The 25,954-nt window shown below is 67.7% G+C and carries 28 protein-coding genes and 1 riboswitch; of the genes, 10 read left to right on the plus strand and 18 right to left on the minus strand.

Annotation, left to right across the window (positions count from 1 at the left end; all coding sequences use genetic code 11):
- Nucleotides 1-124: 124 nt before the first annotated feature.
- From HDA39_RS33275 to HDA39_RS33285, 3 genes are all read right to left on the minus strand, one after another.
- Nucleotides 125-970 carry a C40 family peptidase gene (locus tag HDA39_RS33275; protein WP_184801987.1) on the minus strand — a complete coding sequence of 282 codons (846 nt, stop codon included), beginning with the start codon at nucleotides 968-970 and terminating at the stop codon, nucleotides 125-127.
- Nucleotides 970-1,156, minus strand: a riboswitch (cyclic di-AMP (ydaO/yuaA leader). It overlaps the preceding gene by 1 nt.
- 243 nt (nucleotides 1,157-1,399) lie before the next feature.
- Entirely contained in the window at nucleotides 1,400-2,368 is a 969-nt protein-coding gene (locus tag HDA39_RS33280; RefSeq protein ID WP_184801990.1) for a pyridoxal-phosphate dependent enzyme, read from the minus strand.
- 18 nt (nucleotides 2,369-2,386) lie between these two features.
- The gene (locus HDA39_RS33285) at nucleotides 2,387-4,207 is read right to left on the minus strand and encodes a right-handed parallel beta-helix repeat-containing protein (protein ID WP_184801992.1); all 1,821 of its coding nucleotides are present in this window, start codon (nucleotides 4,205-4,207) and stop codon (nucleotides 2,387-2,389) included.
- A 176-nt stretch (nucleotides 4,208-4,383) separates the two neighbouring features.
- Between HDA39_RS33285 and HDA39_RS33290 the strand changes: the two genes are divergently transcribed.
- Nucleotides 4,384-4,746, plus strand: a complete 363-nt coding sequence (locus HDA39_RS33290) for a YciI family protein (protein WP_184801995.1) — start codon at nucleotides 4,384-4,386, stop codon at nucleotides 4,744-4,746.
- Between the two features lie 47 nt (nucleotides 4,747-4,793).
- Here HDA39_RS33290 and HDA39_RS33295 read toward each other — a convergent pair whose 3' ends face one another.
- Nucleotides 4,794-4,979, minus strand: coding sequence for a YegP family protein (locus HDA39_RS33295; RefSeq protein WP_184801996.1), 186 nt, complete (start codon nucleotides 4,977-4,979; stop codon nucleotides 4,794-4,796).
- Between the two features lie 118 nt (nucleotides 4,980-5,097).
- Here HDA39_RS33295 and HDA39_RS33300 point away from each other — a divergent pair, with 118 nt between their 5' ends.
- Nucleotides 5,098-5,757 (plus strand): VOC family protein, encoded by a 660-nt coding sequence (locus HDA39_RS33300; RefSeq protein WP_184801998.1) that lies wholly within the window; start codon nucleotides 5,098-5,100, stop codon nucleotides 5,755-5,757.
- On the opposite strand, the gene HDA39_RS33305 is transcribed toward HDA39_RS33300, so the two are convergent.
- Together HDA39_RS33305 and HDA39_RS33310 are read right to left on the minus strand one after the other, a co-directional pair.
- Nucleotides 5,735-6,142 (minus strand): hypothetical protein, encoded by a 408-nt coding sequence (locus HDA39_RS33305; RefSeq protein WP_184802000.1) that lies wholly within the window; start codon nucleotides 6,140-6,142, stop codon nucleotides 5,735-5,737. The genes HDA39_RS33300 and HDA39_RS33305 overlap by 23 nt on opposite strands.
- The gene (locus tag HDA39_RS33310) at nucleotides 6,139-6,798 is read right to left on the minus strand and encodes a TetR/AcrR family transcriptional regulator (RefSeq protein ID WP_184802002.1); all 660 of its coding nucleotides are present in this window, start codon (nucleotides 6,796-6,798) and stop codon (nucleotides 6,139-6,141) included. Before HDA39_RS33310 ends, HDA39_RS33305 begins: the two co-directional genes overlap by 4 nt.
- Before the next feature lie 84 nt (nucleotides 6,799-6,882).
- Between HDA39_RS33310 and HDA39_RS33315 the strand changes: the two genes are divergently transcribed.
- Entirely contained in the window at nucleotides 6,883-8,313 is a 1,431-nt protein-coding gene (locus HDA39_RS33315) for an MFS transporter (protein ID WP_337926003.1), read from the plus strand.
- Between the two features lie 9 nt (nucleotides 8,314-8,322).
- Nucleotides 8,323-9,201 (plus strand): aminoglycoside phosphotransferase family protein, encoded by an 879-nt coding sequence (locus HDA39_RS33320; RefSeq protein WP_184802004.1) that lies wholly within the window; start codon nucleotides 8,323-8,325, stop codon nucleotides 9,199-9,201.
- Nucleotides 9,202-9,217: 16 nt separating this feature from the next.
- Here the strand turns inward: HDA39_RS33320 and HDA39_RS33325 are convergent, their stop codons facing one another.
- Both HDA39_RS33325 and HDA39_RS33330 read right to left on the minus strand, forming a co-directional pair.
- The gene (locus tag HDA39_RS33325) at nucleotides 9,218-9,694 is read right to left on the minus strand and encodes a GNAT family N-acetyltransferase (protein ID WP_184802007.1); all 477 of its coding nucleotides are present in this window, start codon (nucleotides 9,692-9,694) and stop codon (nucleotides 9,218-9,220) included.
- A 41-nt stretch (nucleotides 9,695-9,735) separates the two neighbouring features.
- Nucleotides 9,736-10,533, minus strand: coding sequence for a TolB family protein (locus tag HDA39_RS33330; protein WP_337926004.1), 798 nt, complete (start codon nucleotides 10,531-10,533; stop codon nucleotides 9,736-9,738).
- A 90-nt stretch (nucleotides 10,534-10,623) separates the two neighbouring features.
- On the opposite strand from HDA39_RS33330, the gene HDA39_RS33335 reads away from it, so the two are divergent.
- On the plus strand, nucleotides 10,624-10,923 hold the full coding sequence (locus HDA39_RS33335; protein ID WP_202893193.1) for a hypothetical protein: 300 nt from the start codon (nucleotides 10,624-10,626) through the stop codon (nucleotides 10,921-10,923).
- Here HDA39_RS33335 and HDA39_RS33340 read toward each other — a convergent pair.
- On the minus strand, nucleotides 10,913-11,749 hold the full coding sequence (locus HDA39_RS33340; RefSeq protein ID WP_184802011.1) for a GIY-YIG nuclease family protein: 837 nt from the start codon (nucleotides 11,747-11,749) through the stop codon (nucleotides 10,913-10,915). The genes HDA39_RS33335 and HDA39_RS33340 overlap by 11 nt on opposite strands.
- 2 nt (nucleotides 11,750-11,751) lie before the next feature.
- Nucleotides 11,752-12,282, minus strand: coding sequence for a P-loop NTPase family protein (locus tag HDA39_RS43920; protein WP_184802013.1), 531 nt, complete (start codon nucleotides 12,280-12,282; stop codon nucleotides 11,752-11,754).
- Between the two features lie 338 nt (nucleotides 12,283-12,620).
- On the opposite strand from HDA39_RS43920, the gene HDA39_RS33350 reads away from it, so the two are divergent.
- Entirely contained in the window at nucleotides 12,621-13,478 is an 858-nt protein-coding gene (locus HDA39_RS33350; protein ID WP_184802015.1) for a carbon-nitrogen hydrolase family protein, read from the plus strand.
- Between the two features lie 56 nt (nucleotides 13,479-13,534).
- Here the strand turns inward: HDA39_RS33350 and HDA39_RS33355 are convergent, their stop codons facing one another.
- Nucleotides 13,535-14,428 (minus strand): hypothetical protein, encoded by an 894-nt coding sequence (locus tag HDA39_RS33355; RefSeq protein ID WP_184802017.1) that lies wholly within the window; start codon nucleotides 14,426-14,428, stop codon nucleotides 13,535-13,537.
- Between the two features lie 256 nt (nucleotides 14,429-14,684).
- Between HDA39_RS33355 and HDA39_RS33360 the strand changes: the two genes are divergently transcribed.
- Nucleotides 14,685-14,843, plus strand: a complete 159-nt coding sequence (locus HDA39_RS33360; protein WP_184802019.1) for a hypothetical protein — start codon at nucleotides 14,685-14,687, stop codon at nucleotides 14,841-14,843.
- Nucleotides 14,844-15,128: 285 nt separating this feature from the next.
- Nucleotides 15,129-15,629 carry a GNAT family N-acetyltransferase gene (locus HDA39_RS33365; protein ID WP_184802021.1) on the plus strand — a complete coding sequence of 167 codons (501 nt, stop codon included), beginning with the start codon at nucleotides 15,129-15,131 and terminating at the stop codon, nucleotides 15,627-15,629.
- On the opposite strand, the gene HDA39_RS33370 is transcribed toward HDA39_RS33365, so the two are convergent.
- The 4 genes from HDA39_RS33370 to HDA39_RS33385 form a co-directional block, all read right to left on the minus strand.
- On the minus strand, nucleotides 15,545-16,756 hold the full coding sequence (locus HDA39_RS33370) for a hypothetical protein (RefSeq protein ID WP_184802023.1): 1,212 nt from the start codon (nucleotides 16,754-16,756) through the stop codon (nucleotides 15,545-15,547). The genes HDA39_RS33365 and HDA39_RS33370 overlap by 85 nt on opposite strands.
- Entirely contained in the window at nucleotides 16,753-17,718 is a 966-nt protein-coding gene (locus tag HDA39_RS33375; protein ID WP_184802025.1) for an XRE family transcriptional regulator, read from the minus strand. The genes HDA39_RS33370 and HDA39_RS33375 overlap by 4 nt, the downstream gene beginning before the upstream one ends.
- A 230-nt stretch (nucleotides 17,719-17,948) precedes the next feature.
- Nucleotides 17,949-18,455: a GNAT family N-acetyltransferase gene (locus HDA39_RS33380; RefSeq protein WP_184802027.1), complete on the minus strand. Its 507-nt coding sequence runs from the start codon at nucleotides 18,453-18,455 to the stop codon at nucleotides 17,949-17,951.
- A gap of 89 nt (nucleotides 18,456-18,544) precedes the next feature.
- Entirely contained in the window at nucleotides 18,545-19,642 is a 1,098-nt protein-coding gene (locus HDA39_RS33385) for a hypothetical protein (RefSeq protein ID WP_184802029.1), read from the minus strand.
- 484 nt (nucleotides 19,643-20,126) lie between these two features.
- Between HDA39_RS33385 and HDA39_RS33390 the strand changes: the two genes are divergently transcribed.
- Nucleotides 20,127-20,435, plus strand: a complete 309-nt coding sequence (locus HDA39_RS33390; RefSeq protein WP_184802031.1) for a hypothetical protein — start codon at nucleotides 20,127-20,129, stop codon at nucleotides 20,433-20,435.
- A gap of 42 nt (nucleotides 20,436-20,477) precedes the next feature.
- Here the strand turns inward: HDA39_RS33390 and HDA39_RS43505 are convergent, their stop codons facing one another.
- Nucleotides 20,478-21,113 (minus strand): esterase-like activity of phytase family protein, encoded by a 636-nt coding sequence (locus HDA39_RS43505; RefSeq protein ID WP_337926005.1) that lies wholly within the window; start codon nucleotides 21,111-21,113, stop codon nucleotides 20,478-20,480.
- Entirely contained in the window at nucleotides 20,995-22,113 is a 1,119-nt protein-coding gene (locus HDA39_RS42730; protein ID WP_202893195.1) for an esterase-like activity of phytase family protein, read from the minus strand. Before HDA39_RS42730 ends, HDA39_RS43505 begins: the two co-directional genes overlap by 119 nt.
- Nucleotides 22,114-22,244: 131 nt before the next feature.
- Here HDA39_RS42730 and HDA39_RS33400 point away from each other — a divergent pair, with 131 nt between their 5' ends.
- Complete coding sequence (locus HDA39_RS33400; protein WP_184802033.1) at nucleotides 22,245-23,693, plus strand: hypothetical protein; 1,449 nt, start codon at nucleotides 22,245-22,247, stop codon at nucleotides 23,691-23,693.
- A 79-nt stretch (nucleotides 23,694-23,772) separates the two neighbouring features.
- Here HDA39_RS33400 and HDA39_RS33405 read toward each other — a convergent pair whose 3' ends face one another.
- Complete coding sequence (locus tag HDA39_RS33405) at nucleotides 23,773-25,896, minus strand: MMPL family transporter (RefSeq protein WP_184802035.1); 2,124 nt, start codon at nucleotides 25,894-25,896, stop codon at nucleotides 23,773-23,775.
- Between the last annotated feature and the right edge of the window lie 58 nt (nucleotides 25,897-25,954).

Raw genomic sequence — 25,954 nt, forward strand, 5'->3', positions numbered from 1 at the left:
GGAAACCGGCCGTGCGCCGCCGGAGGGGTGGGGCGGCGACGCACGGCCGGTTTCAGGTCAGCGACCGGAGGGGGGATCCGGTCTCGCTGACGGTCTGGACCGGGTCAGGACCCGGTCCGGAGCCTCACTTGCGGCCGAAGGCCACGTTCGAGCTCCAGATCTTCGCCTTCGCGACCGGCTTGCCCGGCTTCGAGGCGTGCCACAGCGTGTTCGCGCCGGCGTAGATGCCGACGTGGTAAACGCCGCCGCCACCGCTCTTGAAGAACACCAGGTCGCCCGGCTTGGCCGCCTTACGGCTGATGTGCTTGGTGGCGCTGTACTGCTGGCGCGAGGTGCGGGGCAGCTTCTTGCCGGCCTTCTTGTAGACGTAGCCGGTGTAGCCCGAGCAGTCGAAGCCCCTGGTCGTCGTGCCGCCGTAGCGGTACGGCGTGCCCTTGAGCTTCGCGGCTTCCTTCAGCACCTTGGCCTGGAACGTCGTCGCCTTGCCGGAGCCGCCGTGCAGCAGACCGTGGCTGGCCGCGTAGAACAGCGAGCGCCAGGTGTTCACGGTCATCGAGCCGCTGCGGGGCAGGCCCACGCGGCGCTGGAAGTTCGCCACCGCGGTGCGGGTGGCCGAGCCGTACCAGCCGCCGGCCGGGACGTCGAGGGAGCGCTGGACGTAACGAACGGCCGAACCGGCGTCGCCGTAGCGCAGCAGCGGCTTGGTGCTGATCGCCTTGTTGCCCCGGGCCCAGGCGGCCGAGGAGGTCTTCGAGGTTCCCGCGTGGGCGGTGTCGGCCGGTGCGACGACGCTGAGCGCCGCTCCACCGGAGACGGCCAGGCCGACCGAGAGGACGGCTGCCGCGGCCCGGGGAGCCGAGGGCTTGCTGGTCTTGCGGTGCTTGGCCAGCGTCCGTCCGGTCGGCCGGGTACTGGATTCGCTCGTGGTGACGGCGCGCAGAAGCGCTGTCCGTCGGGCAGTGACGGGCATGGTTGTCTCCCGACGCCTGCGGAGTTAGCTGTCGGGTTCGGGCTGGAAGTCGATCGCCCGGTCCGCTCCCGCGGACTTCACCCCAGGGACCCGGCCACTCACGGCCGGGACCCAACATCCTGGGTCCCCCACCTCTGCCATGGTTGTTCGAGGGGAACAGGTGCGCCTGGCAGAGCTCGGCGTTGACACACCTGCAGTTCGTCTAATTTGTCGAACCGCCGACGACTGTATAACAGAACGATCACGGCGCAAACCCTCAAATCCACAGGGACCCTCTCAAAAGGCCCTGAGTGGCTCTCTGACGGGTCAGCGACTGGTGTTGAACATCAGGTGTCCTGAGCGTGTCTGAGCGTCGTTCAGGCGTCCGCGCAGCCGGTTTTGGTGACCTGGGTCACAGTCCAAGGTCGCGCTGTGTGACAACGGGCACAGTCAGTACCCAGCCTGCCCTTCGCCGAGCAGCTCCAGGAACCTCTCCAGGCCCACGTTCCCGCCTGAAAGCACCACTCCGACCCGCTCCGGGAGGCCCTCCACCCGGCCGGCCAGCAACGCCGCCAGCGCACTCGCGCCGCTCGGCTCCAGGACCACCTTCAGCCGCTCGAACGCGAACGCCATCGCGGCCCGGATCTCGTCGTCGGAGACCAGCGCGAACTCCTCCACCAGCCGCTGGTTCACCACGAACGTCAGCTCGCCCGGCATCGAGACCGCCTGGCCGTCGGCGATCGTCCGCGGCACCGCGATCTCGATCCGGTGCCCGGCTGCCAGCGACCGGGCGTGGTCGTCGCCCGCGGCCGGCTCGACGCCGATCATCCGGATGCCGGGGGACAGGACGGTCGCCGCGGTCGCGCAGCCGGCCATCAGCCCACCACCCCCGACCGGGACGAGCAGCGCGCCGAGCGGACCGACCTCCTCGATCAGCTCGAGTGCGACCGTGCCCTGCCCGGCCATCACGTCGTAGTGGTCGTACGGCGGAATCAGCGTCAGCCCGCGATCCTCCGACAGCTTCGCCGCCAGGGCCGCCCGGTCCTCGGTGTAGCGGTCGAAGTGGATCACCTCCGCGCCGTACCCGCGCGTCGCGGCGACCTTCGTCGGCGGCGCGTCGGCCGGCATCAGGATCACCGCCCGCGTCCCGGCCAGCCGAGCCGCCAGCGCGACCGCCTGGGCGTGGTTGCCCGACGAGAACGCCGCGACGCCGCGGGCCCGTTCCTCCTCGGTCAGCCGGCTCACCGCGTTGAACGCGCCCCGGAACTTGAACGCCCCGATCCGCTGGAAGTTCTCGGCCTTGAGGAACACCTCCGCGCCGACCCGTTCGTTCAGCGTGCGGGACGTCAGCACCGGCGTACGGTGTGCCGCTCCCGCGATCCGGTCGGCGGCTGCTTGTACGTCGTCGAAGGTCAGCATGGGCTGAAACTACCTTGTCTAGCAGGAGATCAGCGTGTCTCCGATCCCCAGGCAGAAGTCCTTGCCCGGCCCGCCGTCGAGCACGTCCTTGCCGGGGCCACCGATCAGGAGGTCCTTGCCCTTGCCGCCGTACAGGATGTCCTTGCCGCCACCGCCGAGCAGCAGGTCGTCGCCCTTCAGACCGCACAGGACGTCGTTGCCCGGGGTGCCGATCAGCAGGTCGCTGCCGTTCGTGCCGGTGTGGGTGCAGCTGGGAGCAGAGGGCGCTTCGGTGACCTCGACGGCTCCGGCTTCGCAGTTGGTGCCCTGTGGCCGGGCGGTGCCGCGCTGGTCCGTAGTAAGTACAGTGCACGCGGCCGCGGGGACCAGTCCGTTCGCCAACGAAGCAGCCAGCGGCAGCATGGTCTGCGTGGGTCCGCCGTTGCCGGCCAGTGCGCCCAGCTGTGGGCTGCCGACGTTGCTCTGGTCGCCGGTGCCTGCCAGCGAGCAACTGCCGTCGCCGTCCAGGTTGTAGCCAGTAGAAGTAGTCGCCAGCTCGATGCCGCAGTCGCTCGTGCCGCCACCGCCGGCCAGGATCGAGCCGAAGGTCTGCAGCCCGGCGCTGGTCGCCACGTTGTCGCCCACTCCGCCCGCGGTGTTGCCGGAGACCGTCGCGTGGCGCAGGTGGACGTCGTGGGCGAGCGTGTAGATGCCACCACCCGCGGCGTCCGCGCTGTTGCCCGTCACGGTCGAGTTGTCGACCCGGACCTCGCCGGTGAGCGCGGAGATGCCGCCACCCTGGCTGTCCGCGACGCCCGACGCCGTGTTGCCGCTGATGGTCGAGCGGACGACGTGGATCTGCGCCGGGGGAGGACCACCGCTGTTCTCGATGATGCCGGTACTGATACCGCCGCCCGCACCGGTCCGCGAGTTGCCGGAGATCGTCGACTCGGTCACCGTGACGACCGGCTGGTCCGCCGGCGCGTCCTGGTCGAACAGCACCTGCACGCCGCCGCCCTGACTCGTCCCGGCCGGGTGGTTGTTGGTGATGGTCGAGCCGGTGACAGTGAGGTCGCCGCAGGCCGAGCAGATGACTCCGGTGCCGCCGTTGTTGTCGACAGTCGTATTAGTAAGAGTGAACAGACCAGAGCCCTGCCCAGTAGTCCGTACGCCGTCACCGCCGTTGTCGCTGATCGTCGAGGCGGTCACCGTGAGGGCTCCGTCGGTCAGGCCGACCCCGCGACCGGTGTTGTTCGCGACCGTCGTATCGGTGAGGTGCACCGTGCCCAACGACAGCGCCACACCCGTACCGGTGTTGTCGTGGATGCTGGAGTCGGTCAGGTCGAGCACTGCGCCACCGAGCGAGCTGGCGAGGACCCTGCCCGTACCGGCGTTGTTGCCGGTCGCCGTGGAGTCGGTGAGCGAGGCGTCGCCGTTGTGCCGCAGCGCGGCGCCGTCGACGTCGTCCCCACCGGTCAAAGTGACCTCCTGCAAGGCGATCGAGCCGTCCGAGTCGATGGCGTCGAGCACGCGCTCGCCGGCGCAGTTCTGGTCGATCGTCGAGGCGTTGCCGTCGATGGTGAGCGGCTGCGCCGACGTACTGTCCAGGTCGCCGGAGGCGTTCGTGTCGTTGTCGCCGCACAGGTTCAGCCCGTACGACGCGGAGGCGGCGAGCGTGATCGTCGTGGGAGTCGCGGCCGCGTTCGCCGTACTGACCGCCTCCCGGAGTGAGGTGAGTCCGTCGGCGCCGTTGACGACGTCGGCGGTGGTGGTGACGGTGATCGTGGCGGCCTGCGCCGGACTGGCCGGAACCAGCAGCGCGGCGGCGAGCACGAGACAGGACAAGACGGCGCGACGCATCAGAAATCCCCCAAAGCCGTTCGCGGCTCCCCCAGCAAACCGGCTTTCCGAGACTTCACCGTGCCACAACCACTCGGGTGGCCGCCAGAGTTCGTAGCATGTCAAGAAGGGCGAGGCGGCTCCGTACTGATGACGAGCGGTTCCCACTCCGGGAGCCGAAACCGGAGGAGACACTCGTGAAGTACCTGGTAGTGCTGAACATCAACCCCGACGTGCTGAGCGCCCTGACCGAGGCCGAGCAGCAGGCGGTCTTCAGCGGGCACGGGAAGTTCCTGGCCACGGTCCAGGAGTCCGGCGAGTTCCACAGCACGGTCGCGCTGGCCGAGCCGGCCAAGTCCTCGGTGGTCAAGGTGCGCGACGGCGTCCCGGCGGTGACGGACGGGCCGTTCGTGGAGGCGAAGGAGTTCCTGGCCGGCTACTACCTGCTGGAGTGCGCGTCGCGCGCGCGGGTCGAGGAACTGGCCGCGATGATCCCGGACGCCGGCATCGAGGGCCTCGGGGTCGAGGTCCGCGAGGTGGTCTTCGAGCAGGCGCGGTAGCGACGGACCGGCGGCAGGGACTCGACGAGCCCCTGCCGCCGCCTGGATCAGGAGGTCTGGTCGTCGACCTTCGCGTCGCCGGCGTTCTTCTTGATCGACTCGATCCCGTTCAGCGCCGAGGCCTTGGTCTTGTAGCTCTCGCTGCTGGTCGCGATCACCTCGCCGTTGCCGGCCTTGAGCCGGAACCGGAACTCGCCCGACTTGTCCTCGTACAGCTCGAACTTGCCCGCCATAAGGAACCTCCCGTGTGATGGTCTGACGACCCTTCGGAGCGTAGCCCTCGGCTCACTTCGTGTCGCCCGACCGGCCGGGAACCCGCTGAGTCGTACGGTGTACGGTACGATGTGCGCCATGAGCGCCCGGACGATTCCGCTGCTGCCCTGTCGCGAGCTCGACGACGTGGTGCCGTTCTACGAAGCGCTCGGCTTCCGGCTGACCTACCGCCAGGACCGTCCGTACCCGTGCCTCGGCGTGACCCGCGACGACGGCTTCGACCTGCAGTTCTTCGGCCTGCCCGCGTACGACGTGGAGAACTCCCTGTTCAGCGTGATCGTCGCGGTCCCCGACACCCAGGCCCTGTACGACGAGTTCGCGGCCGGCCTGCGTACGGCGTACGGGAAGCTGCCGATCGCCGGGCTGCCGCGGATCACCCGGCCGCGCCGCAAGCAGGGCGCGGGGGCGGGCTTCTCCGTCATCGACCCGGCCGGCAACTGGCTGCGGATCAGCGCGGTCGCCGAGGAGGCCGAGACCGGCGACCGGTTCGAGCGGGCCCTGCTGAACGCCGCCCGCCAGGCCGACTCGCGCGGCGACGAGGCGGCGGGGATCCGCGTTCTCGAAGCAGCCCTCCGTCGGCACCCCGACGCCACGGACGAGGAGCGCCTGCCGGTCCTGCTCTACCTGACCGAACTACTGATCCGCACCGGCGGCCCGGCCGCTGCCGTGGTCGAGCAGATCGAGGCAGCCGGCTTCGCCGACCAGTTGGGCGACCTCAAAGAGCAGCTGACCGATTAGCCCCGGGCCACGGACCAGGCGGCGGGCCGTCGGCGTCCGGGCGCTCCTCCTGCTCTGTCTTGTAGGGCCGCATGCCGCGGGCCTTGTAGTTCTCCACCTCGACCTCGGTGCCCTCGCCCTTCAGGGCGATGTAGCCGGCCGGTACGCCGCCGGTGTGCGCGACCCAGGTCTCGAAGGCCGGCCGGGTCAGGTGCTGGATCCAGCGGGCCCAGTCCCACTCGAGCTTGGTGGTCCAGTGCCAGTCGCCGCCGACCGAGCTGTAGAAGTAGCGGGCGAACTCGGGGGAGACCTCTTCGACCCGGCGGACCTCGGCGGTGTCGTTCTTGGCCGGGCGGACGTCGTACGGGCTGGTCTGCTCGAGGTAGGTCAGGACGCTGACGGTCATGCGCCGCGGACGCCTCGGATGCCGGCGACGACCAGGTCGACGCCGAGGGCGTAGTACTGGTCGGTGGAGGTCGGGCAGATCAGGGTGTCGGCAGCGCTGGTGATGAGCGGGTAGCGCTTGGGGTCCAGAGCGCCGAGCGCGGCGCGCTTGACCCGCAAGGCCTGCTCGCGGGCGACCGGCTCGGGGTCCTCGCCGGAGCCGGGCTCGGTGGTGACCAGCGTGATCAGCGAGCAGATCGACTGGCGGCCGACCTCGGCGGCGTAGTCGGTGTCGAAGCCGCCCTCGACCAGCAGCTCCATCGTCCGCTCGGCCATCTCCAGGCCGGGCTCGGCGATCAGGATCCGGCCCAGGGTCAGCCCGGCCACGCGCGGGTGCGGCCGCAGCGCGTCGACGAACGCGGTCAGCATCTGGTGCAGCCGCTGGTCCCACGGCCGGTCCGACCGCTCCGGCAGCTCGATGCTGGCGAGCAGCCGGTCGCCGAGCGCGTTGAGCAGGTCGTTCTTGTCGCTGAAGTGCCGGTAGAGCGCCATCGGCGTCACCTCGTGCAGCTGCGCGAGCCGCCGGAGGGTGACCGCGTCCAGGCCCTCGGTGTCGGCGAGCTCCAGTGCGCTGTCGACGACCTGGGTGGGGTCGAGCCGCTTCGTGAGGGTGGGCATGTTGACAAGTTTACACCGTAGACCTAGCGTGTACGACGTCAGCATACAGCGTATACGTACGACGTAGACTCCTGTGAGGTAGTTGTGAAGCAACGCAGTCCCTGGGCCACCCTGGCGGTGCTGGCCCTGGCGCAGTTCATCGTGGTGCTCGACGTGACGATCGTGAACGTCGCGCTGCCCGACATCCAGGCCGATCTCGGGTTCTCGGCCGAAACGCTGCAATGGGTGATCAGCGCGTACACCCTGCTCTTCGGCGGTTTCCTGCTGCTCGGCGGCCGGATGGCCGACCTGCTCGGCCCGCGCCGGGTCTTCGTCGCGGGGCTCCTGCTGTTCGGCGTCACCTCGCTGGTCGGCGGGCTGGCGACGACGCCCGAGTTCTTGATCGGGGCGCGTGCTGTGCAAGGACTTGGTGGCGCGCTGCTCTCGCCGGCCGCGCTGGCGATCCTCACGATGACCTTCGCGCACGGTCGTGAGCGGAACATCGCGATGGGCGTCTGGGGTGGCCTGGCCGGACTCGGTGGCACGCTCGGGGTCGTGGCGGGCGGCGTACTGGTCGACTCGCTCAGCTGGCAGTGGGTCTTCTTCGTCAACGTGCCGATCGTGCTCGCGCTGGTCGCGCTGATCCCGGTCTTCGTGCCCGACATGCGCCACAACGAGGACCGGCCGCGCGGCTTCGACACCGCGGGCGCCGTACTGGGGACCGGTGGTCTGCTGGCCATCGTGTACGCCGTGGTCCGCGCCGAGCCTCGTGGGTGGGGATCTTTCGAGGTGCTCGGGTTCTTGATCGGCGGAGTGGTGCTGCTGGGGGCTTTCGTGCTGGTCGAGTCCCGGTCGAAGGCGCCGCTGGTGCCGCTGAAGCTGTTCCGTTCGCGAGCGCTGAGCGTCTCCAGTGTTTCGCTGGCGCTGAACGGCGCGGGCTTCCTGTCGATGTTCTTCCTGACCGCGATCTACCTGCAGCAGGTCCGCGGCGACTCCGCCTTGCAGGCCGGCGTGCACTTCCTCCCGATGGGCTTCGCCGCCGTACTCGGAGCGGTCGCCGCGTCACAGCTGGTCCAGAAGGTCGGGACCCGCACGGTCCAACTCGGCGGTTCGGTGCTGAGCCTGGCCGCGCTGATCCTGCTGTCCCGTGCGGATGCCAGCGGTGCGTACGCCGCTGAGCTGTTGCCCGGCTTCGTCCTGTTCGGGCTCGGCATCATCGGCGTCGCCGTACCGGCGCAGATCGCGGCAGTCTCCGAGGTCGAGCACCACGAGGCCGGAGCGGCCTCCGGCGCGGTGACCACGATGTACCAGGTCGGCGGCGCCCTCGGGCTGGCCATTGTCACCACGCTGTCCATCACCCGTACGACGGACGCCCTGGCTTCTGGTGTCGCCCAGCAGCAGGCTCTCGTCGAGGGCTTCCAGCGCGGGATGCTGATCGCGGCGTTCTTCGCCGTCGCGAACGTGGTCGTCACGATGGTGACGCCGCAGATCCAGCCCACCGCCGAGCAACTGACGGAAGCCGCGGCCGCCGCATAGATTGTGCGGGTGATTCCCGCCGCCTTCGCCGAGCAGACCATCGCCCGAGAGGGTGCTCCCGGCCGGACCTGGATCGAACATCTCCCCGGCCTCACCGAGCACCACCTCGGGCGATGGCGCTGTACGCCGACCGGGCCGGCGGTCCACGGCCAGGTCGCGCTGATCGTCCCGGCGCTGCGCGACGGGGCGCGCGTCGTACTGAAGCTGTCGTTCCCGCACCCGGGCAACCGCTACGAGCCGACCGCCCTGGCCGCGTGGTCGGGTGCGGGCGCGGTCCGGCTGCTCGAGCGGGACGACGCGGACTTCGCCATGCTGCTGGAGCGGATCTCGGGGGAGACGTTGTCCTCGGCAACCGATGATCCGTGGGTGGTGGCCGGCGAGCTGGCCCGGCGGCTCGCCGTACCGGCTCCTCCGGAGATCCCGCGCCTGACCTCGACACTGGCCGGCTGGTCCCGTCAAATGCTTGCCCAAAGCAAACACTTGGGCAATCCGCTGCCCGCTCGCCTCATCGATGCCGCGCTGGAGACCATCGCCGCCTTCGGGGACGACAAAACCGACACGATGCTGCACGGCGACCTGCACTTCGCCAACGTCCTGCGCGCCGACCGCGAACCCTGGCTCGTCATCGACCCCAAGGGCCTGGCCGGCAGCGCCGCCTTCGACGCGGCCACGATCGTCCGCGACCGCATCGACGAGATCGCCGACGACCTGTCCGCCGGCCTCCTCCGCCGGATCGCGACCTACAGCGAAGCCGCCGCCGTCGACCGCGACCTCTCCCGCCGCGCCACCCAGGCCCGAGCCGTCAGCTCAGCCCTGTGGGAACGCCTCCACCACCAGCCCCGAGTCGGCATCGACCTGGCCGATCAAATAGCCGAAGCCCTCGTGTGATCTCTGGTTGAGCGCCCTACGCCTGGGGCGTCGCCAGCACATAGCTGTAGCCGGGTTGGCCGCTGAGCTCGACCTCGCCGGTGCGGACGAAACCGACGCGGGCCAGGATCTTCTGCGAGGCGAGGTTGTCCAGCGTGGTGCGCGCGGTGATCTGCCGGAGCCCGTACGGCGTACCGAGGACCTCGCGCACGCCCCACGTCGCCAACCCGCGCCCGGCGGCCGACTCCGCGATCCGGTAGCCGAGCTCGGCCGACCCGTCGACGATGTTCACCAGGTTGACCCGGCCGAGGATCTGCCCGTCGTCGACCAGCACGTGGAAGTGGTCCGTGCCGGCGTCCTGCATCGCCAGCACCGCCGCGTGCCGGTCGGCGAACTCCGCGAAGTACGCGTCGCCGCGGTCCGGGATCACCCGCGCGAAGTACGCCCGGTTCTCCAGCTCGAACCGCAGCAGCGCGTCCGCGTGCTCCGCCGACACCCGCTTCACCGACACCATGGGGCGAACCTACAACTCGGCCGGCGCCGTCCGCGAAGGAGTTATCGGACCGGGTAGGCGACGTACGCGAAGAACCGGCTGTCCGGCGACCAACTCGGCACGTTCATCGTCCCCTGCCCGCCGAACACCGTCGCGATCTCCCGGATCTCGCCCTGCTCGAGCAGCCGGACCCGCACGTCCTCGACATCCGCCGGGTGCCCGGCCGTCCCCGGCGGGAAACTCACGTACGCGATCGCCGACCCGTCCGGCGCCGGGTGCGGGAACCAGTTCACCCGCTCGTCGTCGGTCAACTGCTCCACCACGTCGCCGGCCACCCGGAACAACTGCGCGTTCGCCGAAGCCCGCTCCGAGTTGAAGTAGATCCATTCCCCGTCCGGCCCGAACTCGGCGCCGTCGTCCGCGAACTCGTCGTCGGTCACCGGTACGTCGATCCCGCCGGCCGCCGGAATCGTCCACACATTCGTGTTCCGCGCGCTGTCCATCCCGATGTAGGCCAAGGTCGACCCGGACGGCGAAACCCCGTGCAGGTAGTACCGAAACCCCGCGCCCCGCTCGTTGCTCACGCGCCGAGCGACCCCGGCGGTGACGGCGTACAGGTGCCCGTCCTCAGCGGAGACATAAACCGTCTCGCCGTCCGGGCTGACCACGTGGTCGTTGTTGATCGGCGGCACACCCCCGAGCGGAATCTCCTCCAGCTCCCCGCCGTCCACCGAAACCCGGAACAGCTTCCCGTCCCCGTTCGGCAGCAGCCATTTCCCGTCCGGCGACCAGTTCGGCGCCTCCACCAGGATCTCCTGCGACGCAAAGACGAGCCGACTCACCCCCGTCCGAACGTCCACCACGTAAACCTCAGCCGTCTGCCCCGCTCCAAGTCGCCGCGCCATACCCAAAACCTACCCGGCCCGCTGACAGCGCTTAGGCTCGATCCCGTGGATGACCGTTCTCAGATCTGGCACCTCAAGCGTGGCGACGAACTGGTCGCCGACCTGGTCGTCGTCGGTGCCGACTACCCCTGGCTCCAGGCGCACGTCGAGCCCACCCCGGCCTACGACGAGGTGAAGCACCTCTTCGCCGAGCTGGAAACCAACGACGAAGCCTGGGCCGCCGCCACCGCCCAGATCCGCGCCACCCTCACCCTGGAATCTCCCGACGGCACTCCCGTCGCCGAGTACCTCCTCCACATCGACGGCGAGTCCGCCTGGTGGCGCTGGACCGAGGTCACCCCTTGATCACCGGAGCGATCTCCTCGCGCACCAGCCGCCTGTAGGTCTCCACCTCCAGCACCCGACCCCGTACGCCGTGCCGCAGCCGCCGCTCGCGGACGAGCCTCGGCCCACCCGCGAAGAACCGCAGTGCCGCCTCCCGGTCCCGCCGCAACGCCGGCATCATGAACGCCGGCCGCTCGCTTGCCCCCAGCAACAACTCGTCGACCAGCTTCGCCCGAGTCCCGCTGAGGAACCCGTGCAGCGCGGTCCTGTCGTCAACCACCACCGAGAACTCGCCCGGCGCTGACCGTGTAATTGCCCCCGGCATCAAATCGCCCGCACCGCCGCTCGCCCACAGCAACCGAAGCAGCGCCGTGTACCCGTCACTACACGCAATCCCCAACGAGGATGCCACTCCCTTCCCAAGATGCGGAAAGCACCCGTAGGCCCGCCCTTCACCCGGCACGCCGGTCTCCAGCGCGAACCGCAGCACCCCCGCCGCTTCCTCACGCACCACCAGGTAAGGAACCCGAGCATCCTGCCCCACCGCCGCGACCCCACGCACCCCAGTGTTCGCGTTGTACGGCGGCCGCAGCGCGAAGATCAGCTCCGACTCCCGCCAGGCCGCCGCCTCCTCGGAAGCAGCGACCTCCCAGACCACCCGTCGTACCAGGTCGTACCTCTTGGCCAGCCCCACCCGAGGCCCCTTCGCCGCAGCATGCTGCGCGAGCCGCTGCCGAAGGTTGCCGGCCTTCCCCACATAGAGCACCTCACCCGAAGCGCCCAGGAACAGATAAACCCCAGCCCTGCCAGGCGCCTCGGCCGCAGCCTCCCGCAGTACGCCGGACACGGCTAGATCCAGCTCGCCTTCGTCAACGCCTCGACTGCGACGTCCGCCAGCGATCGCCCACTCGTCTCGACCACGAAATCCGTCGGCCCCGACGCCTCGAGACTCGACGCCAGCTCGACCGACCGCCGTACCAGCACCTCGTACGACGACCCGACCTCCCGCCGCCGGACCCGCTCCGTCAGCACGTCGACCGACGCCACCAGCCGGCACACCTGGATCTCGGCCCCCGGGATCGCCTCCGCGTACGCCGCCAGGTCGGCCTCCGCCTCGACGACCCGCGCGATGATCGCCCGATCGACCCCGCTCGCGGCGTAGTTCGCCCACACCGACGCGAGGTTCCGCAGGGCCATCCGTTCGTTGTACGGATCGCCCTCGCCGTACGGCCAACTGATGCCGAAGGCATCGAGATCGATCACCGCGTGCGCGATGTCCCGGTCGCTCAACTGGTCGAACATCTCGTGCGCGACCGAGCTCTTTCCGACGCCCACCGGCCCGCTCACGATCAGCACCGGTACGCCGCTCACAGTCGTCACCTGCGCGACCTTACCCAGCCACGCCGACACCCGCATGCTGGTTGACGGCCCCGGCCGGCCTCGGTCAAGATGGAGATCCGGCGCGGCCCGCGCCTCACCTTCGTCGACCGGCCCCAGCCCGGTCCACCTCAGAAGGCAAAGGGATCCACGATCTCGGGCCGCTCGTCCTGGTCATCCGCCTCGGACGGGATCGCTGGGGGATCGCGGACGAGTGCGTGGAAGGCCAGATGACAGCGCACAGGAATCTCAAGCGACGGGTCCGAGCCCGCGCCGCCAAAACGGGCGAGTCCTACACGGCTGCCCTCCGGCACTTCCGTCCCACTCCCTCAGGAGAAGACATGCCGGAACCCACCACCCACCCGACCCTGCGCATCGCCGCGGTCCAGTCGACCGTCCGCCAGGACCCCACCGACGCCGCCGCCCTCCGCGAGAGCGGCGCCGAAGTCCGCAGCTTCCTGCGCCAGGCCGCCAAGGCCGGCGCCCGCCTCGTCCACTTCGCCGAAGGCGCGCTCTGCTTCCCCAGCAAGTACGTGATGTCCGAACTCGGCCCCGACGAGATCGGCAACTCCGACTGGACCAAAGCCCAGTGGCAGGTCCTGGACGAAGAGCTCGCCGGCATCGCCGCCCTCTCCGCCGACCTGGGCCTCTGGACCGCAATCGCATCCCTCCACCAGCAACCCGACGCCCGCCCCCACAACTCCCTCTACGTCTTCGACGACCAGGGCCGGTTGGTCACCCGGTACGACGAACGCACCCTCTCCACCACCAAGCTCAACTACATGTACGCCCCCGGCACCCAACCCGTCACCTTCGAACTCGACGGCTACCGCTTCGGCCTCGCGGTAGGCATGGACGCCCACATCCCCGAAATCTTCATCGACTACGTCCGCCAAGACGTCGACGCGGTCCTCCTCTCCTACGCCACCACCGGCCTCGGCCAAGGCCAAGACGCCGTAGCCGCAGTAGCCCCCGCCAACGCCGCCATCAACCACTACTGGCTAAGCCTCGCCGTCTCCACCAACCCCAACCTCCCCGAAACCGCAGCCGGCATCCTCAACTCCTCCGGCCAATGGGCCACCCAGTGCCCCCTGGACGCCACCCCCGCCCTCACCACCTACGACCTCCACAAGAACAACACCCTCGACGCCGCATCCCGAGCCTGGCGCCAAGCCGCCCGCACCCGAGTGACCTCCTAACCCCGTACGCCGGTCCGGGGTGCTCCAAACCCCGGACCGGCGCCGCCGGCCTAGGGCTAGCTCGTACTGGCGATCCGCGCACAAGCCTCCCGCTGGAACGGCAGCCCCGCTTGGCGAAACACCATCGCCGAGTTGCCCATGCTGTAGTCCCAGATCCCGGCATTGGCAACAAGCGCGCCGAGAATGTCTCGCTGCACCGCCGACAACCCGCTGGTGGGTGCGTAAGGGACGCGGAAGGCCGCCAGCAACAGCGGTCCCCAGGTCGTCCCGAACCCCATCCTGTTCGCGCCACGCACGATGGTCACGCCGGGACCCGCAATGCGCTCGATGTCGACCCGCTCGAGCGCCGCCTCGATCAGCGTCGCGATTCCGTACAGCTCCGGATAAACAACGGGAGCAGGTGCCATCTCAGCCAAGGCGGAGACGATGATGTCCGTCGCCGAGTCGTCCTGCAGAAGGGCCGGAGCGAGCGCGGCGCAAACCCGCACCTTCGCGTCGGTGTCGCTGAGGAACGGCCGGGGGTCGCCGCCCAACTCGCCGAGCAGACGAACCCACACCGCCCGATCCTCCGACCGCGTACCGGTCCAGCCGATCAGCAGATCGCCGATGGCTGGGCGCTGATCCGCAAGCGTCTGCGTCTCGACGTACCCGACCACCGCCATGACAGCAGCGTCACGCACGGCAGGATCGGCGTCGTCGAGGAAGGAAAGGAGCAACGGGTACGTCGTACGCAGGGCGTCCTGAAGCGGCGCCAGCAAGTCGCCGGTGTACCCGGACCTCTCCGCTTCCCCGGTGGCACGGGCAACGTTCCCGAGAAACTCGATGAGCTCCTCACGTGCTTCAGCGCTGACCTGACCGTCCCCCAGCAACTGACCGACAACAACCGCCGCCGGAGCCGTCGCCGAGTAGAGGTTGCCCTGGTGCAGCACAGCCGTATCCAGGTGAAACAACGCCTCGCCCTGTGCGTGAGGACTCCCAGCGGTCAACGCCCGCAAATGCGCCGGCGTGTCGACCGCAGCCCCGTACGCATGCCGAAGCGAAGACCACCCGCCCTCATCAGCACCCCGGACATCCTCCCTCCGGGACCTCAACCGCCACCATCCACGTCTCCAGCCGGCCACACTCACCGCCAATGTCCAGCGCCGCTCCAACGAACTTCGCAGCCTGCCAGAACGCCCACAAGCCCGCAAAACCTGGTGCACACCCGTGACCTTCGTTGCCAGCCACCACACCGAAGTCGTCGGCTTAGCAGTCGCCACCTTCACCAACTACGGCCACGCCCCGTACGGCGTACTGGAAGAACTGGCCGTCACCGAGCTCAGCCGAGCAACGGAATCGGCACAACCCTCCTGGCCCAAGCCTTGACCTGGCTGGAATCCGCAGGCGCCAAGGTCGTCTTCGTCTCCGCCCTGAACAACTCAGTAGCCGACTTCTACCGATCCACAGGCTTCACCCCATGCACCGGCCCGTGGCTCTACTGGACCCCACCACTGCGAGATCACATTGCTTAGCACAAGACCCACGAAACCGCTCCGGAACCGCATCCTGCTCCCGCCACCGAAGGTGACTTCTTGGCGACACTCAGCGCGCGATTGCCGGTCTGTTCCGGATGGCCAAGACTGGGACCGCTGCGCCGAGAGAGGGGAGATCTTGGACGTCGAAGTGCTGACCGACGACGACTGGAAACTCCTGCAGGACCTCCGGCTGCGCGCTCTCGAGGAGTCCCCGGACGCCTTTCTCTCGAAGGCAGACGCCGGAAGGGCCGGCGACGAGGCCTACTGGCGCGAACGCTGCACACGGAATGCCTGGGTGGTCGCCCGCATCGGCAGGCAGGCTGTAGGGATGGCATGTTCGGTGCAGGACCCCGAGCAACCGCCGTACGTACGTCACATCGAGTCGGTGTGGGTCGATCCCGACCACCGCGAGAAGGGCGTACTCCGAGCGATGCTCCGGCAACTTGTCGAGCGGGAGCCGGCCGTCCGCGACTGGTACGTCTGGGTCCTCGACGGCAGCGATCTGGCGCGCGGCGTCTACGAACACCTGGGCTTCGCGACCACCGGCGAGCGTCAGACGTTGGCCGGTTCCTTCGAGCGATCAGAAGAACGACTGAAGCTCATCCCCGGCCCCACCGACCGCGGGCCATTGCCGTAACCACAGGAAATCCAGTTCGTCAGCCCGAGTTCGTTCATCGCCTCGCGTTCGCCGAGGACAGATCCGTGCGTTGGCATGATCGCCTGCCAGCTCTCCTTGTCGACCTGCCAGCTGTGAACGAAATCGACGCAGAGGTCAGGTGAGATCAGCTCCAGCTGTTCCGTGGCCCTGAGCAGCGACTTGTGGGCCGAAGACAGGTCTGCCCCCGTTCTGTCCTCCACCGCCGACAAGCGACGGGAGGTCTCCGCGATCATGGCGTACCGGCCTTCTTTGAAGAGTCGCCAGTGGCGCTTGCCGGCCGCGACCTTGAGTTGATCCCACCCAGGCGTTTCGCTGAACAACGCGTAGAGGCCTTCGGCGAGCAGGTCACCGAACTCCTCGCGGGCAGCTCGGCCGGAGTCCGCGAAGGGGTCGTACTCGTCCTGCTGCGCTTTCCCGATCATAGGGAGGGAGCGCGAGGCGGCCTGCTGCGCGAAGAAGAACCAGTCCTCGTTGTAGACATCGGGAAAGAACGACACGGCCGGATGCTGCGTGTTCACACCCAGCACAGCGCCGCTCACGAACACGTCCTGCCGAAGCCCCGCGAGCCGTCGTGCGTGACACACGACCGAGTTGTCCGGGTAGGCGACGCTGGCCATCGCCGCGACGGGATGACGATCCAGAGAACCGGAGAAGCGCGAGATGTCGCGTGGACTGAGCTGATGGATGTCGTCGTCGACAAAGAGGATCTTCTTCCAGCCCTGCAGCCGGGCCAGGACCAGGCCGAGGTTGCGTTTCACGCTTAGGTCGCTGGAACGATCGGCACTGAGCTCGCGGAAGTCGTCGCGGGAAGTCTCAGGGTGATGCCCGGGCAGTTGATACCCGTCGAGTATGTCGACGACGAGTGCCCGCGCCCCGAGGCTGGCCTCGACTCTTTCCGCCACTCTTTCCGCTTTCGCATGCCGGCTACACAACACGACCAGCGGCACCGACAACATCGCGGACAGGTCGATCAGCCGTTGCAGATTCGGCCGGGACGCCGGTACGACGATCGCATCCAACCTGCTGTTCGTCGGCGACGGAGCACAGGCCGACACATCGCGCAGAAGTGAGGCGTGCGACGCCACATGTTTGGTGCCGTTGCTCATGCGGGGGACGCCTTGTCGGTCGGAGACCACTCGTAGAGCCGGTTCGAGTCGGTCTCGAGATCGGGTGAGAGTGCGTCGCCGTTCAGGACCGGCACCCGCAGCAGCAACGCGAACTCGCCACCGGGGAAACGGTTGGCCAGGAAGGCTTCGTTACGCTCCCGGAGGGCGATGTCGGTAAGCGCTAGCACCGCACCGACGACGCCACGACTGTGAATGCCGTTGCAGACGGTGAGAGTTTGGCTGTGATTGTAAGGATTCCGCACCCTGGCCAGCAGCGCGACGTCTTCGATCAGTTCGCGGCCGCTGTCCGACGCGTCGTCCCACACCGGCCGGTACTCGCGCCGATCAGCCCCGCTGGTTCGGAAGATCTCGCCGGTTTTCAGATCGTCGACCTCGACCTGGGACACCGGCATCTCGCGCAGAGTCTTGAGGATCCGCTTCATGACCCGGTTCCAGCCGACGCCCCCCAGCACCACCAAATGGCCGGACAGATCGTCCGCCACAACCTCCGAAGGCAACCGATGCACGACGTTCGCGGTGGGGTTGCATGCGCGAATGTGCCCCCACAGCTCGATCAGGGCGTCCAGATCGGCGTACCGGAACATTCGTGTGTAGTTCGGGTTCTTCTCGTTCGCCATCGGAGGCCGCTCGGCCAGCGGTGCCTCGGGGCAGATGATCGTGATCGGATCGCTGTCGAAGGTCCACGTCGAGAGCTCGCTGCTCGAGGATTCGCGGGCACTGCTCGGTCCATGGACCGCCTCGCGCAGTGCGACGAGCTCCTCGTGGAGGTCCTGGAATCGACCTCGCTCATCCGAGGTCAGTTCGTCCTCGGGCACGAGGTATGCCGGGGTAGTGGTCGATCGGTCCGAGCAGAAGAACAGCGCGTAGGAGTGCAGTCGCTCAGCCGGCGGCAGCTTGGGATCCCGCCGTGACTCCCAGGAACTGATCGTCGCGACGGCCACCGAGGACTCCTGGCTCAGGGCGTGCGCCAGGTCCGCCTGAGTCAGTTTCGGCTCATGCGTCGTACGAAGGCCGCGAAGCCTCGTGGCAAGTCGTACGGCCTCAGGCGTAGGGGCCAAGATCGCTCCCGGTTGTCTTCGACGTCGAGCGCTCGCTCAGGATGACCAGAGTAGCCCGCGGTTATACAAGATCAAATAGACAGCATCAGTGGAAAGCGGTCCGGGATCTTCGACTATAGGTGTCTCTGGTACTCGGCCTCATGTCGCACACGATTGTTTGTTTTGATGGGTTGCACCACCGTGGTCTCTCCATATTCAATGTGGCGATAGAACTGCCGCGCCAATTCGTTCTCGGTGAAAATCCAGAGCTTCAACTGTCGCGTGCCCCTCCTCGCTGCGATGACTTCGAGTGCTGAGACCAACTGTGTGCCGACACCTCGCCGGCGCTCGTTCGGATCGACCCACAATGCTTCGAGGTGCATGCCGTCGTCCGTTTGAAGGTTGAGCTTTGCCAAACCGATGTGCCTCGTCTCGAGTGTGGCCACAATCCATACGTTGTGAGCAAGCTCTTGGCGCCAGTGCTTCTCGTCGTACGCTCGCTCGGCCCGGAGATCGCCGAGGAATGATTCAGGGGACTCGCCCAGCGCTTTCAACCGTAAGTCCCTGAGCGTCTGCCACTTGTCCGTATCCAAGCTGACGACATCCGGCCGCGACCGAGTGAGCCCTTCGAGATCCTGCACCAAAAGCCTTTCTGTAGGGCGCCCTCGTGCGTCGGAAAAGGTGTTCTCAGTTTCAGCGCACGCTCAGAACGCGTCGAGGTTGTTAATTGTCAGACTGCTCCGCTGTCTGAGGCGGAGTCTGTGATGTCGTCGCTCGGTGACCATTCGTAGAGACGGGTATCCGAGATATCCAAGTCAGGCGCAGCGATCTCACCGTTCACCACCGGGACCCGCATGAGCATCGCGAACGATCCGTTCGGGAAGCGGTTGGCGATGAAGGCCTCGTTGCGTTCGCGGACGTCCCCGTCCGTCAGAGCAAGGACCGCTCCCAGGACCCCTCGGCTGTAGACGCCGCTGCAGATGGTGAGACTGCCGTGGGGCGAGTACGGATTACGCAGCCGCGCGAGGAACGCGACGTCTTCGACGAGTACACGAGGTTTGCCGCCGCGCCAAGCGTCTTCGGTCTGGTCTTCCGCAATCTTCTTCGTGCCCACGGCTTCTACGCTGGTGTTCTCGAGTTCCTTCCACACCGGCCGGAAGTCACGACCGTCGGCACCCCTCAATCTGAAGATTTCGCCGTTCTTCAGGTCCGGGACCTCCACCTGCTGGATCGGGAGATCCCCCAGTTGCTGCTGTAGCCGGTCGGCGACCTGGTTCCAGCCGATGCCGCCGAGCACGACCAGATGGCCCTTCATCTCGCGCGGAACGACCTCTGCTGCCAGCCGGCGGGTCACCTGCAGGTCCGGGTTGGCGGAACGGATCTGTCCCCATAGTTCGATCAGCGCGTCGAGGTCCGCGTAGCGGTAGGTCCGCGTGTAGTTGGGATTCTCTTCCTTGGCCAGCGAGGAGCGGTTGGGGACCGGAACCTCCGGGCAGATGATCGTGACCGGACCATCCTTGAAGGACAGGATCGAGCCGTCGGCCACGCCGTGCACCGCGTCGCGAAGCCCCACGAGCTCTTGATACAGAGCTTCGAAACGCTCACGTTCTTCAGTCGTCAGATCCTGCTCGCGGGGAAGACGGGGAGCGTCAGCTCCGGGAGTGCGTGCGAAGAACAGGGCGTAGGAGTGCAGTCGTTCCACCGGCGGTAGCTTGGGGTTGGTCTTCGACTCCCACGAACTGATGGTGGCGACGGCCGCCGAGGACTCCTCGCTGAGGGCGCGCGCCAGATCCGCCTGAGTCAGCTTCGCTCCGTACGAAGCACGCAAGCCGCGAAGCCTCGTGGCTAGTCGTGCGGCCTCTGGTGAAGCGGCCAAGATCACTCCAGGATAGTTGTCGACTCTTCGTGCAGGCGCGTCCGGCGGACGTATACCTGTCTACACCCGAAGACACCTGTAGGGCCAGAACCCTGGCGCGTTGCGCCGGTTCAGCTCTCGAGCAGGCGCAACTGGCACGTTCCGTGAATGCTGATCTGCCTACCGTAGCGGCAGGTCACGATTGAGTTCAAGCGGACGATCTGTATTGCAGCAAAGTACACCCAGGTCTACTGTAATTGAATAGAAGCCACTGACTCCAGAGTGAGGGCAGTGGTTCGCGGTAGATGACGCCACCGTCCAAGGCCGTACCGACGCTGGTCCACCGGCGTTCGAAGGTCCTCTCGTCTGTCTCCGTGGAAGTTCGGAGGTGGTGACCATGTTGCAACGCAGGCCCACGCCCAGCCCCTCTCACTCCGCTGTCAGCATGTGGACCCTGATGGCAGCTGACCTGATGGCTGTCATCTGGATGTACACCTTCGGGCCGTGGCTCGATCAATCGTCGCGGCTCACGGCCACGACAACGCTCGGCGGTCACCACGTCATCGTTTTGGCTTGCGCGGCCGCTGCCTTCCTGATGCTCGCCGGTCTCGCTCTGCTGACCGAAGGCTTCACGAAGACGACGACCAAGCTGACCCTGGCCACCAACGCGGCCTGCGTCGTGTCGGTCGTCGCTCTGGCCGGACTAATCGCATTCGTTCTGGTCGCTCTGCTGGCCCGAGTGGTTTTCGGCAAGCTCCGGCCCTGACCAAAGGGCCCGCCCACGCAGAGTGGGCGGGCCCGACACCGATCAGCGAACGCGGATCGTCACCGTCACCGTCTTCACAACCGCCGGCAGCTTCGAGGTGTCGATCTTCAAGATCTCCCCGTTGTCCGTCTGCCCGGTCGGCGGCAGCACCTTCTGGTGAACGGTCCATTTCCCGTCAGGGTCGACGACGATCGTGTCAATCCCGAAGTCGTTGTCGTTCGACACATAAAGCGTTCGCCCGCCATCCGTCGTCGCAACGCCCTCCACCTTGTCGTGCCCGAAGAACTTGCCGGTCGTGTCGAGTTGACTCACCAGCGCACCGACATTCACCAAAGGCTGCTTCAAGGCCACCTGCACACCAGCAGCGGTCAGCGTCGCCAGCGCGGCGTTGGTCGCCGAAGCACCAACCAGAGCCTCCGGCGACTTCCCACCCACAGTCAGCCCGCTGACATCAGTAGCGCCCTCGATGTCGATCTCGTTCAGGCTCTTCTGCGCGAACGGCTCGAAGGCACCGTCCCGCTCGTCCAGCAAGAAGCGCGTGTTCGACAAAGCCGTGATCTCACTGATCGCCGCACCAGTAGTCGCCGGGTTGTCCAACAGGTACAGGTACTGCTTCGCCCGATAAGTCCGCAGATCGATCGCGACAATCCGCACCGGCGCCACCGAAGCCGCCTTCACGCTCCCAAGATCCCGAGCCGTCCGGCGTGACCGTCAGCCCTTCCATCCCCTTGTTCTTCACGCGATTCGCGAGTTCGGCCGGCAGATACCCGACGATCTTGTGCGCCGCGTTGTCCACGCTGTTCCGGTACGGCGTCAGCCGCCCGATCTCGTACCCGTCGGCATCGAAATGCGTCACGTACGGCCCGTACTCGTCCGAAACCCAGAACGTCCCGTCCCGCAACGCCACCAAACCCTCGGAGTCGTAGCCGTAGGCATCCCGGGCCACCGGAACCGGCGTACCGCCATTGGCATTCGTCGCGTCGACATCGTCGATCACTTCACTCGTGTCGTGCGGCGGCCGCCCGCTGTACTTCACCCCGCCCAGACTCCGAGGCCCCTTCAGCAAAACCTTCGAGACCAGTTCGGCCCGCCCGTCAACCAGCTTGAACTTCCCAATCTGCGGCTGAAAGTCGAGCAGCATCTCCGACTTGTTCCCATCCGGGGCATCAGCGTTCGGCCCCCGATCGGTCAGCCCGTAGAAGTACCCAGCCCGACCGGGCACCGCGGCCAACGCCGACCCGAATCCCTCACCAGAAATCTCCGTAGTACTCCCACCCGGCCCCGCAACCTTCGCTAACGGCGCCAAAGCACCCCCGCCGGCCTCGCTATTCCTGAACACCTGTACGGCGTCAGTCGCCGTGTACGTAAAACTGTCCGTCCCCTTGAACCCAGGCTTCGGCGTGTAAACGAACCCCCCATCCGCCCCCAAAGTCACCGTCCCGTGAGCCGGTGACGAATGCCGCACCACAGCCGTCGCCCCGGAGTCATTCCGCAGTACGTCCCCACTCACCTTGCTGTGCCCCGAAAAGGAATCACCCACCACCCGAAACACATGCGGCGCCCTCGGCCACCACCCACCGGCCTGACTGACCGCCGCCCCCGCACCCACCAGGGCGATCCCGACGCCGGCCGCGACTCCAACTCGACCCCACCCACGCATCACCAGTCCAAAGTCCATACCCCCGAACTTCCTCGCCCCGATGAACTCTCCACCACCGCTTCGTGAATCCTCGGCATCCGGCCCTGACGTCACCACTGCGAGTCCCCACGACAGAAATTCCCGGACGTCTCGTCGCTTGATCGGCGAAGATGAGCGACATGCTGAATCCGGTGGAGATCCGCCGCCGTCTCAAAGAGGCCGCTGAGGCCGCTCGGCTGCGCGATCGGGCCGGCCTGGACCAGAGCGCGTCCTGGCTCGACGCCGCGTCCGCGCGAGAGATGCTGCGCATCGACTACTACGCCCGCCGGTTCCGGTACGACGGGCCGCCGCTGGGAGTGCCGGATCAGTGGACCGCGCCGGTCCTGGAACAGCCGCACCCGGTCGTCGCGGTGGTCGCGACCATGCATTCGAGCGGATTCGTTCGCGAGCGCGCCGTACGAGCGCTGATCACGTCAGGAGATCCCAGCGGCGATCGCGCGTTGACGGTACGAGCCACCGACCACGTCTCGGTGATCCGCGAGCTGGCGGCGGCCGAAGTACGTCGCCGAACCGGGCTCGACCAGGCCGACCGGATCGTGCCGTTGCTGCACCGGATCGCGAAGCGCGGCCGCGGCGCCGGCCTCCTGCCGGAGTACCTGCGTTCGCTGGTGGCGATCCACGGGGAGCCGGAAGTGTGGGCTCGCCTGCGAGAGTCGTCCGACCGCGACCTGCGTCGATCGGCGTACCAGGACAGCCGGGATGCCGGACTGCTGCCGCTCGCTGAGGTGGCCGAGATCCTTCCGCGCGAGAAAGACCAGATCGTACGCCGGCTGCTGAACCGCATCGTCGTCGACGACGCTTCGCCGGAACTGGTCACGCAACTGCTCCTGCGCGGACGCGCCGCCGACAGCCGCGTACTCGCTCTGGTCCGCCTGACAGCGTCCGAGCTCGACCCGGCCGATGTCGAACGACTCCTCGTGGACCGCTCCGTCCTCGTGCGCTTGTGGGCGCGTCGCCGATGGGAGGAGCTGGGCCGCGATCCGGCCACGACGTACGCCGCGATCACGCGCTCCGACGTGACCCCGGCCGTCCGTGCTCGCGCGTACGTCGGACTCGTCGAGGTCAACCGTTCCGTTGCACGCGACGAGATCCTCACCCTCGTGCACAGCCACGAACTCGCCCTGCGCAAGGTCGGCCTCGTCCTGCTCAAAACCAACGCCACCGCTGACGACATCCCAACGCTGTTCGAGCTGACGGCCGCGACCAACTCGCGGGTCGCCCGCCTCGCGAGCGAGGTCCTCATCCGCAACCCCCGACTATGGTCCCTGCAGGACCTCGCAGTACTGAAGGCCGCCGAGGATCCCACCCTCCGCCGGCGCGGCTGGTGGATCCACCGCAGCCTGGGCGGCTGGGACGCAGTCATCGCGGATCTGGAACTCCACCACGATCCAGACCCGCACCTGTCCGTCCTCGGAGCCCAACCAGTAGCACCGATGTACTTCCAGCCCACCGCTTCCCAGAAGCAGCGCCTCGCCGAGCTCCTGAAAACCTCACGCCTTCGACGCCACCAACTTCTATCGATCGCTGTGGCAGCAGGCCTTCGCGAGCTTCTCTCCTGAGCGCGCTCCGTTCTCAGCCGTGCAGTGTCGGCCGGGTAGACCAGATTCTGAATCCGCCCGTCGTACGTCCGGCTCTCGATCAGCTCGAGGTGGGGACCTGCTCGCCCCTGCGCTGAACACCGGACTCCGATTTCGACACAGCCCAGGCAGGCATCCACCAGTTCGCATCCCCCAGCAGCTTCATCAACGCCGGTACGAGAACCAGCCGCACGATCGTCGCATCGACCAGCACCGCCGTCGCCAAGCCGAGCCCGAACATCTTCGCGGTCGGGTCATCAGCCAGCGAGAAGCTGACGAACACCGCGATCATGATCAGCGCCGCCGACGTGATCACCCGCCCGGTGGTCGCGATGCCGTGGATCGTCGACGCGGTGTTGTCGCCGGTCCGGACGTACTCCTCGCGGATCCGCGAGAGCAGGAAGACCTCGTAGTCCATCGAGAGCCCGAACACCACCGCGAACATGAACATCGGGATGAACGGCAGGATCGGAATCGTCGACTCCAGCCCGATCAGGTCCGCGGCCCAGCCCCACTGGAAGACCATCACCATCACGCCGAACGACGCGCCGATGCTGAGCAGGTTCATCAGCGCGGCCTTGAACGGTACGACGATCGACCGGAACAGCACACTGAGCAGTACGACGGACAGCAGGATCACCGCACCGACGAACCACGGCAACCGATCGTTGACCTTGGCACCGACATCGGCCAGCGTCGCCGTCTGACCACCGACATGAGCCTTCGCCGGACTGTCCCGCAGCACCGACGGAAACACCTCCCCACGCAGCCGCTCGACGGTCGTCATCGTGGCGTCGTCCTGCGGCCCGGTTGTCGGTACGGCGATCAGCGTCGCGACGCCCGCCGCCGTGTTCACCTCCGGCGGCGCGACCGACGCGATCCCGCGATCAGCCCGTACGGCGTCGTGCAGCGCCTGGACGACGCCCGGATCACGCGACACGTCGACCGCGATCACCAGCGGACCGTTGCTCCCGGCACCGAAGCCCGCCGCGACCAGGTCGTAGGCCCGGCGCTCGGTCCGCTGGACGGGCAGCGCGCCGTCGTCCGGCGTACCGACCCGGAGCGCGAGCACAGGCGCGGCCAGTGCGAGCAGCACGACGGTCGCGCTCACGGCGTACGCGACGGCGTGCCTCGACACGTGCCCGGCCCATCGCTGCCAGCCCGAACCGGGGGAGCTGCGAACCCGTCGTACTCGAAGGCTGTTGATCCGGTGCCCGGCGAGCCCCAGGAATGCGGGCAGCAGCGTCAGCGAGGCGAGCACCATCGTCAGCACGATCAGCGAGATCGCGATCCCGCCCGCGGTCATGAACGGTACGCCGGCCACGACCAGCCCCAGAATCGCGATCACCACGGTGCCGCCCGCGAAGACCACCGCCCGCCCGGCCGTCGCGACCGCCTGCCCGACCGCTTCGTCGACGGGCACCCCGCGGGCGAGGAACTCGCGATGCCGGGTGACGATGACGAGTGCGTAGTCGATGCCGACGCCGAGCCCGATCATGCTGCCGAGAACGGGTGCCCAGCTGGGCAGCTCGACGAGGTAGGTGACCAGCGACAGCGAGCTGATCGCCAGCGCGAGGCCGAACAGGGCCATCCCGATCGGCAGCCCCATCGCGATGATCGATCCGAACGCGACCAGCAGGACGACCATCGCGGCGATCAAGCCGAACGCCTCGGCGAGACCGGGCTGCGCTTCCTCGAACGCGTAGAACAGGTCGCCGCCCAGCTCGACCCGGAGCGGGGACTGCACGGCGATCAGGGTCTTGAGCTGCTCGAGATCGCTCGGTTCGAGCTCGTCGAGCACCGGGTACTGAATCCGGACGAGGCCGACCCGACCGTCGGGCGAGATCACGGGATCGCTTGCCGACAGCACGTGCGGCAACGCGGCGGCAGTCGCGCGGAGCTTCGTCAGCGCCGCCTGCTGCTCGGCGCCGGCGAGGGTCGCTTGTTCGTCGTACGGCGTGACGACGACCTGCGCGGTCAGCCCGGCCTGGTCCGTTCCCGCGGCCGACAGCAGATCGGTCGCGTACTGCGAGTCGACGCCGGGCGCGCCGAACGACTCCTCGAGCTTCTTGCCGAAGGCACCCGAGGCCGCGACCACGAGCGCGGCGACGACCAGCCACGCACCGATCACCACCCAGGGCCGGCGGGCGGCGTACCGGCCCAGCCTGTACAGGTTCGACGTCATCATGGATCCCTTCAGCCAGAGTTGGTCTCAAGCCTGTGACCGGCGGGCCGGCCGCACC

The sequence above is a fragment of the Kribbella italica genome (genome assembly GCF_014205135.1).
GTDB classification, from domain to species: Bacteria; Actinomycetota; Actinomycetes; order Propionibacteriales; family Kribbellaceae; genus Kribbella; species Kribbella italica.